Origin of the sequence: Shinella sedimenti (genome assembly GCF_022601905.1) — a bacterium.
Classification (GTDB): domain Bacteria; phylum Pseudomonadota; class Alphaproteobacteria; order Rhizobiales; family Rhizobiaceae; genus Shinella; species Shinella sedimenti.
Genome location: NZ_JAKVIN010000005.1, coordinates 1 through 13,817 on the forward strand (window position 1 = coordinate 1; position 13,817 = coordinate 13,817).

The 13,817-nt window shown below is 62.6% G+C and carries 11 protein-coding genes and 1 pseudogene; 3 read left to right on the forward strand and 9 right to left on the reverse strand.

From position 1 onward, the window contains the following. The 5 genes and pseudogenes from MKI86_RS12380 to MKI86_RS12400 form a co-directional block, all read right to left on the reverse strand. Positions 1–188 (reverse strand): annotated as a pseudogene (locus MKI86_RS12380) (carbohydrate ABC transporter permease); the annotation flags it as partial. Between the two features lie 70 nt (positions 189–258). After that, the gene (locus tag MKI86_RS12385; protein ID WP_134653061.1) at positions 259–1,122 is read right to left on the reverse strand and encodes a carbohydrate ABC transporter permease; all 864 of its coding nucleotides are present in this window, start codon (positions 1,120–1,122) and stop codon (positions 259–261) included. A 3-nt stretch (positions 1,123–1,125) separates the two neighbouring features. Continuing rightward, positions 1,126–2,196, reverse strand: coding sequence for an ABC transporter ATP-binding protein (locus MKI86_RS12390; RefSeq protein ID WP_241601217.1), 1,071 nt, complete (start codon positions 2,194–2,196; stop codon positions 1,126–1,128). Between the two features lie 11 nt (positions 2,197–2,207). Next, positions 2,208–3,290, reverse strand: coding sequence for an ABC transporter ATP-binding protein (locus MKI86_RS12395; RefSeq protein WP_241601218.1), 1,083 nt, complete (start codon positions 3,288–3,290; stop codon positions 2,208–2,210). A gap of 35 nt (positions 3,291–3,325) precedes the next feature. Next, positions 3,326–4,867, reverse strand: a complete 1,542-nt coding sequence (locus tag MKI86_RS12400; RefSeq protein WP_241601219.1) for an FGGY-family carbohydrate kinase — start codon at positions 4,865–4,867, stop codon at positions 3,326–3,328. A gap of 266 nt (positions 4,868–5,133) precedes the next feature. Here MKI86_RS12400 and MKI86_RS12405 point away from each other — a divergent pair, with 266 nt between their 5' ends. From MKI86_RS12405 to lipA, 3 genes are read left to right on the forward strand one after another with little or no spacing between them, the layout of a single operon-like run. Then, positions 5,134–6,867, forward strand: coding sequence for a glycerol-3-phosphate dehydrogenase/oxidase (locus MKI86_RS12405; RefSeq protein ID WP_241601220.1), 1,734 nt, complete (start codon positions 5,134–5,136; stop codon positions 6,865–6,867). A 10-nt stretch (positions 6,868–6,877) separates the two neighbouring features. After that, positions 6,878–7,648, forward strand: a complete 771-nt coding sequence (gene tpiA, locus MKI86_RS12410) for a triose-phosphate isomerase (protein WP_241601221.1) — start codon at positions 6,878–6,880, stop codon at positions 7,646–7,648. Position 7,649: 1 nt separating this feature from the next. Continuing rightward, complete coding sequence (gene lipA / locus MKI86_RS12415) at positions 7,650–8,618, forward strand: lipoyl synthase (RefSeq protein WP_241601222.1); 969 nt, start codon at positions 7,650–7,652, stop codon at positions 8,616–8,618. A gap of 38 nt (positions 8,619–8,656) precedes the next feature. Here lipA and MKI86_RS12420 read toward each other — a convergent pair whose 3' ends face one another. The 4 genes from MKI86_RS12420 to MKI86_RS12435 are packed head-to-tail and all read right to left on the reverse strand — an operon-like array spanning position 8,657 to position 13,788. Next, positions 8,657–10,270: an FGGY-family carbohydrate kinase gene (locus tag MKI86_RS12420; RefSeq protein ID WP_241601223.1), complete on the reverse strand. Its 1,614-nt coding sequence runs from the start codon at positions 10,268–10,270 to the stop codon at positions 8,657–8,659. Then, positions 10,267–11,274: an ABC transporter permease gene (locus tag MKI86_RS12425; protein WP_241601224.1), complete on the reverse strand. Its 1,008-nt coding sequence runs from the start codon at positions 11,272–11,274 to the stop codon at positions 10,267–10,269. Before MKI86_RS12425 ends, MKI86_RS12420 begins: the two co-directional genes overlap by 4 nt. Further along, complete coding sequence (locus MKI86_RS12430) at positions 11,271–12,275, reverse strand: ABC transporter permease (protein WP_241601225.1); 1,005 nt, start codon at positions 12,273–12,275, stop codon at positions 11,271–11,273. Before MKI86_RS12430 ends, MKI86_RS12425 begins: the two co-directional genes overlap by 4 nt. Next, positions 12,268–13,788, reverse strand: a complete 1,521-nt coding sequence (locus tag MKI86_RS12435; protein ID WP_241601226.1) for a sugar ABC transporter ATP-binding protein — start codon at positions 13,786–13,788, stop codon at positions 12,268–12,270. The genes MKI86_RS12430 and MKI86_RS12435 overlap by 8 nt, the downstream gene beginning before the upstream one ends. Between the last annotated feature and the right edge of the window lie 29 nt (positions 13,789–13,817).

The following is a 13,817-nucleotide window of genomic DNA, read 5'->3' on the forward strand; positions in this document are numbered from 1 at the left end:
TCCGTGTTCGTCTTGAAGCTCATGTTCACAAGCCAGTAGATCGGCAAAAGCAAAAACACGATGTAAAACGTCGGCACGAGCCACGACAGGCCGGCTTTGCTCTTGCGGCGGCCGAGCACGAGGCTCGTTGCCGGGCGGCTTTGGGCATGCCCCGCATCGAGGGCCGCCGTCGAGGTGTTGAGGCTCATCGCATCGTCCTTTCGAAGTTCGCGGAACGGGCGTTGTTCAGGCTGAAAACTGGGGTCGATAAGATCGGGGTCACGCCTGATCCCCCTGTGTCATCACCGTGTAGAAGATCCAGGAAAGCAGCAGCACGATCAGGAAGTAGACGATCGACATGGCGGCCGCCGGCCCCAGATCGAACTGACCGACCGCCATCTTGACGAGATCGATCGACAGGAAGGTCGTCGATGAACCCGGGCCACCGCCGGTCACGACAAAGGGCTCGGTATAAATCATGAAGCTGTCCATGAAGCGCAGCAGGATAGCGATGAGGAGGACGCGCTTCATCTTCGGGAGCTGGATGTAACGGAAGACAGCAAGGCGCGACGCACCATCGATCTTGGCTGCCTGGTAATAGGCTTCCGGGATCGACACGAGGCCGGCATAACAAAGAAGCACAACAAGGCTCGTCCAGTGCCAGACATCCATGACGACGATCGTCACCCAGGCATCGACCGGGTCGGCGGCATAGGCGAAGGGAAAGCCGAGCTGGGTCAGCCCCCATCCGACAAGGCCGATATCGGCACGGCACAGCAACTGCCAGATCGTTCCTACGACATTCCACGGAATGAGGAGCGGCAGCGCCATGAAGATCAGGCAGACCGGCACGCCAAGCCCGTGACGCGGCATGTTGAGCGCGATGAAAATGCCCAGCGGGATCTGGATCGCCAGAATGACCGCAGAGAAGGCAAGGTTGCGAACAAGCGAATCCCAGAAGCGGGCGGAATCCAGCACCTGCGTAAACCAGTCGGTCCCCGCCCAGAAGAACTGATTGTTGCCGAACGTATCCTGAACGGAATAGTTCACAACCGTCATCAACGGGATAACCGCTGAGAAGGCGACCAGCAGCAGCACCGGTAGCACCATGAACCAGGCCTTATTGTTCCAGGTCTTATCCATGGCTCAGGCTCCCCTTTCGACGCGCCAGCTGTCGGCATAGATGTTGATGGCTTTGGGATCGAAGGCGATGCGGGCGTCCGCCGGCACCTCGTCCTCCTCCGGCATCACCGCCGCAACGGACTGGCCGGCAAATGTTGCGCGCACGATCTTGTGCCTGCCGATATCTTCGACCTTGTCGATGCGGACGGGATGGCCCTCTCGGCCGATGCGGACGAATTCGGGGCGAATGCCCAATTCCAGCTTAGCCGCGACCTTCGGAGACGGAGCGAAGCCGAGATCGATCCGCTCGCCGCCGATCACGGCAGTCGCGCCATCGACCTGCATTGGCAGGACATTCATGCCGGGCGAGCCAATAAAGTAGCCGACAAAGGTGTGGCGTGGTGTCTCGAAGAGCTCGGCTGGCGTGCCGATCTGCACGATCTGGCCATCGTACATGACGACGACCTTGTCGGCAAAAGTCAGCGCCTCCGTCTGGTCGTGGGTGACATAGACCATGGTAAAGCCGAACTGCCGGTGCAGCTTCTTGAGCTGCGAGCGCAGCTGCCATTTCATGTGCGGGTCGATGACGGTGAGCGGCTCGTCGAACAGGATCGCGTTCACATCATTGCGCACAAGGCCGCGGCCGAGCGAAATCTTCTGTTTCTGGTCCGCTGTCAGCCCGCGCGCCTTGCGGTTTGCCCGGTCAGCGAGCCCCGTCATCTCGAGAATCTCCTCGACCCGGCGCTTCACAGCACTCTCGGCCACGCCACGGTTACGCAGCGGGAAGGCCAGATTATCGTAAACGGTCATGGTGTCGTAGATGACCGGGAACTGGAAGACCTGTGCGATGTTGCGCGCTTCCGTCGGAAGGTCCGTCACATCCTCGCCATCGAACAGGATGCGACCCTCGGAAGGCTGCAATAGGCCGGAGATGATGTTGAGCAGCGTGGTCTTGCCGCAACCGGAGGGGCCGAGGAGCGCATAGGCCCCGCCGTCGCTCCACTCGTGATTGACCTCGCGCAGCGCGTAGTCATTCGGTGCTGAGGGGCGGATCCCATAGGCATGACGGATGTGATCGAGCGTGATGCGTGCCATGAACTTTCCCTCTATGCCGCCATCGCGACCGGCGCGCCGAGCGCCCTGCCATCCATGCCGAAGGCCATCAGATGGCGGGTATCGACATGGACGGTGATCAGCGCATCGGGCTCGATGTCGTGAATGCCAGGCGACAGCATGACCCAGCGACTACCCTCGAATTCGATATGGACGAAGCTTTCCGAGCCGGCGATTTCCGAGATGGCCGTGCGCGCCTGAAGCGGCGCGGAACCTGGCGCCTGGCTGGAAAGGGAGAGGTGGTGCGGGTGAAAGGCGATGGTGCAGGGACCGTCTGCCAACTGGGACAGGTGCGGCGGCACTGCCAGCAGCGGCCGATCGCCGGCGGTGAACTGACCATTACGCTTGACGACATCCATGGCGTTCAGCGGCGGGTCAGCGAAGGTGCGGGCCGTCAGCAGATCGTTCGGCCGGCGATAGACATCGATGGTGCGGCCGAACTGCGTGATGCGGCCCGCAGACAGCGTTGCCGTGTTGCCACCCAGAAGCAGCGCTTCCGAAGGCTCCGTCGTTGCATAGACGAAGATCGCACCCGACGCGGCGAAGATCTTCGGCAGTTCCAGGCGAAGCTCCTCGCGCAGCTTGTAGTCGAGATTGGCAAGCGGCTCGTCGAGCAGCACGAGGCTGGCATTCTTGACGATGGCGCGCGCCAGAGCCGTGCGCTGCTGCTGGCCGCCGGACAGATTGAGCGGCGTGCGATCGAGATAGGGTGTGAGCTTGAGCAGTTCGGCCGCCTTGCGCACCTCGCGGTCGATGGTCGCCTTGTCGGCACCCTTGATGCGCATGGGCGAGGCGATGTTCTCATAGACGGTCAAGGCGGGATAGTTGATGAACTGCTGGTAGACCATGGCGACACCGCGATCCTGCACGCGCACGCCCGTCACATCCTTGCCGTCGAACCAGACGGACCCTGCCGTCGGCGTGTCTAAACCCGCCATCAGCCGCATCAGCGATGTCTTGCCCGACAAGGTCGGGCCCAGCAGTACGTTCAACGAGCCGCGCTCCAAAGCGAGCGATGTCGCATGGACATGCGTATCCCGGCCCACGATTTTTTCCACATGGCGCAATTCAAGCACGGTTCAGTCCTCTTCAATGCGGTTGGGCGATGCGCTCAGCTTGCGCAGGCAAGCGCCTGATCGCCGCTGCCGGCCGACCAGAGATCCGCCACCATGTCGATGGCCGTGAGATAGGTCTTGTATTTCTGGCTGAGCACGGCCGCGCGTGCGCCATCCGGCTCGAGCCGCTGTTCGACATGGACCATGTTGGAGATCGCGGTTGCCACATCCGGGTAGACGCCCGTTGCCACGGCCGCGCAGATCGCACCGCCCTTGGCGCCGAATTCACTGCCATTGGCGATTTCGACAGGTAGGCCGAGACCGTCGGCAAACATCTGCGCCCAGACACGACTGCGCGTGGGACCACCAGCCAGCCTGATGACCTCGGGGTTGGCCGCATCAGGTCCTGTCAGCAGGTAGGTCATGTCGTAGCGATGGGCGAAGACCACGCCCTCATAGACCGCGCGCACAATATCGGGAAGCTGCACGCCGGCGCGAAGCCCGAGGAAGCCGCCCGGCGCACCGCGCGGGCCGTCATAGAGGAACGGGAAGAACAGGATGCCGTTGGTTCGGTCAATGGCGCCGGCGACGAGTTCGTTGCACACATCATAGATGCTACGCCCCTCCAGCACCGCGCGCTGCGCTTCCGCCGACAGCATGGTCTTGCACAGCCATTCGAGATTGCTGGCCGAGGTCGGCGTCGCCGTCGTTGCCAACACCTGCCCATCGACGGGATAGGGTGTCTGGATCGTCGGGAGCGGGTTAAGTGCGGGCTTGCGATGGACCGTCGAATGGATGCTGAACGTGCCGGCAACCGCTGCAAGCTGCCGGGAACTAACGGCACCGGACGCCAGCGCACAACCAACGACATCATACACGCCGCGCACGACAGGCGTTCCTTCGCGGAGTCCGGTCAGGGCTGCAACGGTTGCCGGAATATGGCCTACCACCTCGACGGAAGGCCGAACCGGCGGCAGCTTTTCGATCCACGCCTGCATGCCGGCAGCCTCGAAGGCCTCCCGGGAAATATCGGATTTCGTGACGTTGATGATGCCGGCACAGCCCCCGTCCGTGGGGTCCGTCGAGATGTCGCCGCAAAGCCGCATGCGCAGGAAATCCTTGCAGGGCAGCATGTATCTGGCACGCCGCATCACCTCCGGCGCATTCTCCTGGAACCAGGCCATGATGGGAAAAGTCTGCCCCGGCCAGACCTGCTGCTCGATATGCCGCGAGACTTCGGCGGCAAGTCCGGATCGCTTCCAACGCTCGATAAGCGGTATGGAGCGCGTATCGGTGGAAACGAGCCCGTTGGAGACCGCATTGCCTTCCGCGTCCACGAAATACGCACCGCCACCATAGCCTGACGGCGTGACCGCAATGATGTCGGCGGGGTTGGTTCCGGTCTTTTCAAGCAGCGCGTGAAGCGATTCACAGGTCGCGCGCCACATGACGTCTGCGTCCCGCTCGGTCCAGCCCTCTCGGGGCAAAAGCATGATGTTTGGGCGACGCTCGCAGGCGAGCTCGTTTCCCTTGACGTCGAACAACACGACCTTGGTCATGGTGCCACCGGCGTCGATGCCGATCAGGCGTTCCCGCATGGTTCCTCCTCCTCGCCGACGCGCCGTCTCCACCCGGCACATGGACCATTCGGTCTCATCGGCTTTGTTCCTCGTGAGCTAGGCTATTGGACGGGCCTGAATTGTCAATCGAATTCGTAAGGAAATTTTTTACAGAAATAAGTAACTGATATTACATGATCTTTTTTATATCCCGGTTTGCGACCAAAACATGACGCCTTTCAAAAGTAATAAAATGCCATTATAGCAGCCCCATCTTCTGAGGATGACGGTCAAGAGGGGCTTTCGTGCGAAACAGAACAGAAGCAATCGCCGCGTTAAGGGCTGCCACAGCCGCACAACCGGTCCTTATTGTCGGCGGCGGCATCAACGGGATCGGGCTCTTCCGTGACCTGTCCCTGCAAGGCGTGCCCGCCGTCTTGGTGGACAAGAGCGACTTCGCCTCCGGCACCAGCGCGGCGCCCTCGCGCCTCATCCATGGCGGGCTTCGTTATCTCGAGACGGGCGAGTTCGCGCTGGTGCGCGAATCGGTCATCGAACGCAATCACCTGGTGCGAAACGCCCACCACCTCGTCAAACCCCTGCCCGTTTGGGTTCCAGCCTTCAGCTGGTTCGGTGGGCTGTTTTCCGCGGGCCTGCGCTTCCTCAAGCTGAAGAAAACGCCGGGCGCCAAGGGAATTGCGGTGGTTAAGCTGGGTCTGGTGTTTTTCGATCGCTTCGGGCGGGCCACGAGCGCGATGCCCGGCCATCGCATCGTTTCGCGCGGCGAACTACGGACCCGGATGCCCGGCCTTTCGCAGCGGATCAAGGCAGTGGCCGAATATTATGACGCACGGTTGACCCACCCGGAACGCCTCGCGCTGGAGCTCATCAAGGACGCCGAACGGGATTGCCCCGCATCCATCGCCGTACCCTATATGGCGCTGGCTGGTTCAGATGGCGATCAGATCATCCTGCGCGACGAGATCAGCGCGGAGGAGATTGCACTGCGGCCACGTCTCGTCATCAACTGTGCGGGCCCCTGGGCAGACGAGGCAAATCGCAAACTCGGCATCGAAGGGCGGCTGATCGGCGGCACGCGCGGTTCGCATATTGTCCTGCACCGGCCTGACATCGCCCGCCAGCTGGGCGATGGCATGCTCTACTTCGAAACTCGGGATTTCCGCGCCTGCCTCGTCTATGCACTCGACACCGAGCACATCCTGCTCGGCACCACCGACATTCGTGCAAGCGATCCTGATACGGTGCGCTGCTCGGACGAGGAAATCGACTATCTCTTCGATGTGCTGGAACAGATCATGCCCGGCGCGGCCGCACGGCGCGAAGAAATCGTCTTCACCTATGCCGGGGTTCGTCCGCTTCCCTATAGCGGTGAAGGAACGACCGGCGCGATCAGCCGCGACCACTTCCTTCGGGATTTCGAGCCGGAGGGCAATCGGCGCTTCCCCGTGTCAACGCTGGTCGGCGGCAAGTGGACCACCTATCGCGCCTGCGCAGAACAGATCGCCGATACGGTTCTGACACGCCTTGGCGTGAGCCGCCGATGCAGCACGCTGGATGTGCCGATCGGCGGAAGCGCTGGGCTCGACAACGACGCCCAAAAACGCCTTCCCTTCATCCATGGGCTGATGGCCCGCCACGGCCTCAACGAGGCCGTCTGCACAGCACTCGTCGAGCGGTACGGCAGCCAGGCCGATGATGTCGCGCGTCATGTTTCGGCCGATGGCGGCGAGACGGTGGGTGAAGCCTCGCTCTATCGCGCAGGCGAAATCCGCTGGATCGTGGCCGAGGAGCGCGTCACCAGACTTTCCGATATCGTGCTGCGCAGAACGCTCATGCCGTTTGAAAACGCCGTCACGCGGGCGAGTCTTGATGCCATCGCGCGTATCGCCGCAGATGCGCTCGGTTGGGACAGTCAGCGCCGCGAGGCGGAAATTGCCGCGACGGTAACGACGCTCGACGAGCGGTATCGCGTGGAATTGCTGCCGGTGCCAGCCGCCCTCCGTTCCAACGCTTCCTAGGGATACTCACATGACACCCGCTCTCAGACCCCTCCTCGCCGGCAACTGGAAAATGAACGGCACGGCCAGCGCACTTGCGACCCTCGACGCAATCGCCGAGGGGATCACGCGCCTGCCGGACGTCTTCGACACTTTACTCTGCACTCCGGCAACGCTTGTCCACCGAGCCGCCTCCGCAGCAAAGGCAAGCCGGATCCAAATCGGCGGTCAGGATTGCCATACCGGCCAGGCCGGCGCGCATACCGGCGATGTCTCCGCTGATATGCTTGCCGATTGCGGTGCGCACTTCGTCATCGTCGGCCATTCCGAGCGGCGGGCGGATCACGCGGAAACGGATGGACTCGTTTGCCGCAAGGCGCAGGCGGCCATCGCCTCGGGCCTGACCGCCATCATCTGCATCGGCGAGACCGGCGGAGAGAAAGCCGAAGGCAAGACGCTTGCAGTCGTCGAGCGGCAACTCCTGAAATCCGTGCCGGATAGCGCGACAGCGCAAAACGTCGTTATCGCCTATGAACCGGTCTGGGCGATCGGCACCGGCCTCACGCCCACCGTCGAGGATGTCGCGTCGGTGCATCGCTTCATACGCGACCATCTGGCCGCGCGGTTCGGCGCCGAGGGTGCCGGGATGCGTCTGCTCTATGGCGGATCCGTAAAGGGCGCCAATGCGCACGAGCTGATGGCGATCGATCATGTGGATGGCGCGCTTGTCGGCGGCGCCAGCCTGAAGGCGGACGATTTCCTGGCGATTGCACGCGCATTTCCTGCTCTGGCAAAGGCCTGACATGGTCACCATTCTCGACCGCACCAATCTCGATCCGAACGCGCCGCGCGTGCGCCATCCGGAGAAGGCTCACAAGCCGGATACGGAAGTGCTGCGCAAGCCGGAATGGATCCGCGTCAAGGCGCCGGTTTCCAAGGGCTACCAGGAGACGCGCGAGCTGGTGCGCTCCCACAAGCTGGTGACGGTGTGCGAGGAAGCCGGCTGCCCGAATATCGGCGAGTGCTGGGACAAGAAACACGCCACCTTCATGATCATGGGCGAGATCTGCACCCGCGCCTGCGCCTTCTGCAATGTCGCGACCGGCAAGCCGAACGCGCTCGACATGGCCGAGCCGGAGAATGTCGCCAACGCCGTCAAGCAGATGGGGCTTTCCCACGTCGTCATCACCTCGGTCGACCGGGATGATCTGGATGACGGTGGCGCCGAGCATTTCGAGAAGGTGATCTGGGCCATTCGCGCGGCGTCGCCCGCAACGACCATCGAAATCCTCACCCCCGACTTTCTCAAGAAGCCGGGCGCGCTGGAGCGCGTCGTCGCCGCCAAGCCCGATGTGTTCAACCACAATATGGAGACCGTGCCGGGCAATTACCTGACGGTTCGTCCGGGCGCGCGCTACTTCCACTCCGTGCGGCTTTTGCAGCGCGTGAAGGAGCTGGACCCGACCATGTTCACCAAGTCGGGCATCATGGTGGGGCTCGGCGAGGAGCGCAACGAAGTGCTCCAGCTGATGGACGACCTGCGCACGGCCGATGTCGACTTCCTGACCATCGGCCAGTATCTCCAGCCGACCCGCAAGCACCATGCCGTTATGAGCTTCGTGACGCCCGACGAGTTCAAGTCCTATGAGACGGTAGCCTATTCCAAGGGCTTCCTGATGGTCTCCTCGAGCCCGCTGACGCGCTCCTCGCACCATGCCGGAGACGATTTCGCCCGCCTGCGCGCCGCGCGGGAGAAGAAGCTGCTCGGTTGACGATATGAAAAAGCCCGTCCTGCATAGACGGGCCATTTTCATTCTGCAGGTTGCGCCATGGCCATGCGCGGCGTGGTATCGGGCAAAGCAAGATCTACCGCCCTGCCACTCCTTAGCGTGTCGTGTCCACGCCGCGCCATCCGGTGCATGAGTGGCGACAGAGCCTCGTGGGTTTCCCGGTAGAACTCGAACACCGCGCCATAGGCCTCGTTGCGGCGCATGTCGGGTTCCACGACATGGCTTTCTCTCACCATGTGTCCCGACGCCTCGGGCAGCGAGCCATAGAACCCGGCGCCGACCGCCGCATTGATCGCGGAGCCGAAGGCCGTCGCATCCAAGACTTTGGGAACGGCAATCGGAATGCCGCAGACATCGGCATGCATCTGGGTGAGGAATGGCGTTCGAGTGGCACCGCCGCAGATAACCATCGTTTCGATGGAAACCGCATGCGCCCGCAGCGTGCGCAGAATGTTTTCCGTGCCGTAGGCGACGGCTTCGATCAGCGCGCGCAGCATGTGGGCGGGCGTGTGCTTCAGTGTCAGCCCCCATAGCGCGCCCTGAAGTTCGTAATCGGTATAGGGATTGCGGTTGCCCTGCCAGAAATCAAGCGCCACAAGCCCGTCGGCGCCGATCGGCATGCTTTCCGCCTGGCGAAGCATGTCGCCGTAAGTGTCCGCACTCCCCTGGCCGAGCCGGCCTATATGATCATGCCACCATCGCACGATGGACCCCGAAGAGACCTGCCCGCCTTCCATGACGAACAGGCCAGGCACCACGCAATCGGGATGCGGCCCGAAGATGCCCGGCACCTCCACATCCCGGTCCGTCATCGGCAGGACGAGATGCGAGGAACCGGTGATGAAGGCCGTGCGACCGGGGCGGCAGACGTCAAGGCCCACCATCGCGACATAGGCATCCGTACCGCCGCACACGACGAGCGTTCCCGGCAAAAGGCCCAACTGGTCAGCGGCCTCGGAGGTCAGCGGCCCTATCGGTTCGGCGAGCGGAAGAATCTCATCCGGGAAGCGTGCCGTGATGTCGCCGAGGCCGATCCGGGTGAAGAAGTCCTCGGGCCAGCCACCGCGTCGACCGTCGTAGAACCAGCGGTTGGTGATGTGGTTGAGGCCGAGTGTCAGCCGTCCCGTGAGGCGCAGTGCAAGATAGTCCGTCATCTCGACGAACCAGCGGGAGCGCTCGTAGATCGCAGGCGTCGATTCCTTGATCCAGAGGATTTTCGGCAGCATCCATTCGGAACTGACGCCAAGGCGCGACCGGCGAAGCGCCGCGTCGTTGGTCTGCGTCATGCGGCGGGCCTGCTGGGCGGCACGGCTGTCCATCCACAGGATCGCCGGCATGGTCGGCTGTAGATTGCCGTCGAGCGCAACAAGCGTGCTGGACGTGCCGTCGGCGGAGATGGCCTTTACGGCGGCTACGGGTATACCCGCTTCGCGCACCGCCTGACGAACCGCCAGGCACGCGGCACGCCACCAGTCCGCGGGCGTCTGCTCGGCCCAGCCCGGACGTGGAAATGTGGTCTCGTAGTCGTGCGTGGCCATCGAAACGACGTTGCCGTCCTGATCCACCACGATGGCCCGGGCGCCGCCCGTGCCGCCGTCGAGCCCGACGAAGTAGGCCTTGCCGTTCATGGTCATGATGCCTCCGGATGTTGGGACTGACGGCCAATCACGGCCCGCATGGCGACGGTAACGCCGATCAGCAGCAGGATGCCTTTGATGATCTGGCGCTGGTAATCGGCCCAGCCGAGCAGCGCGCTGCCGCTGACGAGAACGGCGAGGATAAGGATGGCGGTGGTCGTGCCGAGCACATTGGGTTTGCCGATCCTGAGCATCATGCCGCCGAGCAGCACCGCCGTCAGGCCGTCGATGAAATAGGACGACCCGATCATCGGCTGGCCGGAAGAAAGGCTCGCCGCCAGCAGCACGCCCGTCAGCGCCGACATGACCCCGGAAAAGACGAATAGCAGCATGAGCAGGTTGCGAACCGAGACCCCCGCCTGATCGACCGCGGCCTCGCTCTGCGCCGTCGCAAAGATATAGTGGCCGAAGGTCAGCTTCTCCTGGGCATACCAGGACACGGCGTAGAGAACGGCAACGGCGATCGCGATGACCGGCACGGGACCGATATTGGTGAAGATGAAGTCGCCGAGCGGACCTGGATCGGCGATGCGGATGGACGTGCCCTTGCCGAGCGCTGCGGCAATGGAGGCACAGATGCCGCCCGTCGCGATGGTGACGATCAGCGGCTGAAGCCGCATGACCGCAACGAGCAGGCCGTTGAACACACCCGCGATAGCGCCCACGGAGACCCCGGCAAGCCCGGCCACCAGCCAGCCATGACCGCTGGCAAGCAGATAGGCCGTGGTCATGTTTCCGAGGGCGGCGACATGCATGAAGCTGACATCGATCTTGCCGGCCGCGATGACCCAGGTCAGCCCCAGGATCATGATCGCCGTCAATGCCGAGGAACGCAGGATCGTCGCAATGTTGGAGCTGTCGACGAGTTGCGGTCTGAGGAAGGCAAAGACGGCGATCATGAACACGAGCGTCGCGAGAAGCCAGTAGCGGCTGACGAGACCGTTCTTCGGCTTCTGCGTATCAAGGCGGGCGACGGACGGGTGGGCGATAGCGTCGGTCATGAACGCTTCTCCTTCTTGACGGATGCGGGCTGGAGAAAGCTGCCGATATCGCTCAGAAACTCACGAAGGCGGGCATCGAAGAACACCACGCCGGCCAGCAGGATCGCGCTGACGACGCCATCGCTGTAATAGAACGGAATGCCGAGCAGCGAGAAGCCATCGAGCAACATGGTGATGAGGAACGTGCCGGCAAGCGTCGCCAGGACGGATGTTCGTCCCAAGAGCGCCGTGCCCAGAAAGACGCCGGCATAGGCGGGCATCAGCAGGTTGGCGCCTTCATTGGTATCGGCAGTCCCGGATTCAGCGAGAATGAGCAGTACCGCGAAGACGCAGGTCACGCCGCAGGCGACGAAGGCGAGCATGGTGTAGAGCCTCGTCGGCACCCCGGAGTAATAGGCCGCGACCGGGTTCTCGCCCGTGGCGTAGAAGGACGCGCCATAACGCGTGCGGTGCATGAAAAACCAGGCGACGGCGTAGAGGCCGAGCAGGAAGACGAAAGACAGGCTGTAGCCGAAGACGCGCGCATCGTTCAGATCGAGGATGCCCGACGACATGAAGTTCTGGAAGATCGTGCGGCCATTGGAATAGACGAAGGCGAGGCCTGCGGCGATCGACCCCGTCGCGATGGTCGTCACGATGTCGGGAAAACGGAAGTAGCTGATGACGACACCGTTAAACGCGCCGATGGCCGAACCGACGACGATGCCGGCCGGAATCGCGATCCAAAGTGGTTGGCCGAGCGCTATGAGATAGCCGATGGTCATGGCGGCGAAACAGGCAGTTCCGGCAAAGGAAAGATCGAATTTCCGGACAATGACGACGAATGTCAGGCCGAGTGCCGCCAGTCCGTTCGCGGCCATATGGCGCGTGACGGCAGACATATTCTGCGTCGAGAGGAAGCGTGGCTCGGCAAGCGTGAAGGCCGTCGCAACGAGGACGACGAGAAGCAGGAAAGCAAGAAATCGCCCGCTTCCCGCTGGAAGCGTGAAGGTTCTAGTCACGATGCAATTCTCCCATGATGCCGGCCATAAGCAACTGGTTGCGGGTCTGGAGACCATCCGACGATGCGATCTGGCGGCCCTTGTAGAGCGCGAAGGTACGGTCGGCGATGCCGTGGGCTTCGTCGCAATCGCTTGACAAGACGATGACGCCGGCCGTGCGGCTCAACTCGCGCATCAGCCCGTAAAGCTTTGCGCGCGCACCGATATCGACGCCGACCGTCGGCTCCACGAAGATGTAGACGTCCGCCTCCGCGAAGAGGCCCTTGGCGACGACGATCTTCTGCTGGTTGCCGCCACTGAAACCGCTGACCGGCATGGAAAGGTTCGGCGGGCTAAGCGCGAGGCGAGCGGCGAACTCACCGCTGGCAGTGCGATTGCCCGCTCGTTTCAGGATACCGGCGGCACCTGAGGCGCGCTTGAGATTGGCAAGCGTGATGTTGAAAATCGAGGTTTCCGTGAGCGCCAGCCCCTCGACGCGTCGATCGCCCGGCACGAGGAAAATCCCCGCCGTCAGGGCTTCGCGCGGCGAGCGCGGCGCGATGGTGTGCCCTTTAAGGACGACGCTGCCGCCTTCGATGGGGATCGCGCCGAACAAGGCCTTGGCAAGTTCGTCGGCGCCGGAACCAACAAGGCCGAAAATGCCGAGGATTTCTCCGCGCCTGAGCTCGAAGCCGATGTTGGAAAAAGCACCGGCCGCGGTCAGGCCACGCACCGCCAGGACCATCTCACCAATGGCATCAGTTTCGGCCTTGGGTGGGAAGACGTGGTCGAGCGCCTCGCCAAGCATCAGCTCGGCGAGTGAAAGGTTCTTCGCCTTCACATCGGCGACGGGCATGCTCGCCACCATGCGCCCGCCGCGAAACACGGAGAGCCGGTCGGCGATCTCCATCACCTCTTCCAGGCGGTGGGTGATATAAAGAACGGAAATGCCGCCGTGGCGCAGCGTGTCGATCAGGCGGAACAGCACCGTTTTCTCGACTTCCGTCAGCGTGGAGGTGGGCTCATCCAGAATGAGGACACGGATGTGATCGCCGGCGAGTGCCTGCAGGATCGCGACGATCTCGCGTTCGACAGCAGACATCTCCGCCACCGTCTTAGAGAGATCGATATCGACGGGAAAACGTTTCAAAAGCGCGTTGGCGCGGCGCGAGAGATCGCTGCGCTCGATGCGCGAGAACAGGCCGGAACGAGCCGCCTCGCGTCCGAGGAAAATATTCTCGTAGCCTGTGAAATCGGCGACAAGTTCGGGATGCTGCTGGACGGTCGCGATGCCGTGCCGGATCGCTTCCTTCGGATCGCGGCAGTCAATCGCTTCCCCGCCAACTTCTATGGAGCCCTCATCCTTGCGGTAGACGCCGGAGAGAATCTTGATGAAGGTCGATTTTCCCGCGCCGTTGACCCCGAGCAAGGCGTGAACCTCTCCGGTCTCGAGAACGAAATCGACATCGCTGAGCGCATTCACGGGGCCGAAACGTTTGGAAATTGCCCGTGCGCGCAAGGCTGGAGCCGTCATGTCCCACTCCTTCGCTTTGTCTTGGTCGG

Coding starts and splice junctions, on each gene's coding strand:
- MKI86_RS12385 (WP_134653061.1), bottom strand. CDS start 1,122: ATGGATAAGACCTGGAACAATAAGGCCTGGTTCATGGTGCTACCGGTG.
- MKI86_RS12390 (WP_241601217.1), bottom strand. CDS start 2,196: ATGGCACGCATCACGCTCGATCACATCCGTCATGCCTATGGGATCCGC.
- MKI86_RS12400 (WP_241601219.1), bottom strand. CDS start 4,867: ATGCGGGAACGCCTGATCGGCATCGACGCCGGTGGCACCATGACCAAG.
- tpiA (WP_241601221.1), top strand. CDS start 6,878: ATGACACCCGCTCTCAGACCCCTCCTCGCCGGCAACTGGAAAATGAAC.
- lipA (WP_241601222.1), top strand. CDS start 7,650: ATGGTCACCATTCTCGACCGCACCAATCTCGATCCGAACGCGCCGCGC.
- MKI86_RS12420 (WP_241601223.1), bottom strand. CDS start 10,270: ATGACCATGAACGGCAAGGCCTACTTCGTCGGGCTCGACGGCGGCACG.
- MKI86_RS12425 (WP_241601224.1), bottom strand. CDS start 11,274: ATGACCGACGCTATCGCCCACCCGTCCGTCGCCCGCCTTGATACGCAG.
- MKI86_RS12435 (WP_241601226.1), bottom strand. CDS start 13,788: ATGACGGCTCCAGCCTTGCGCGCACGGGCAATTTCCAAACGTTTCGGC.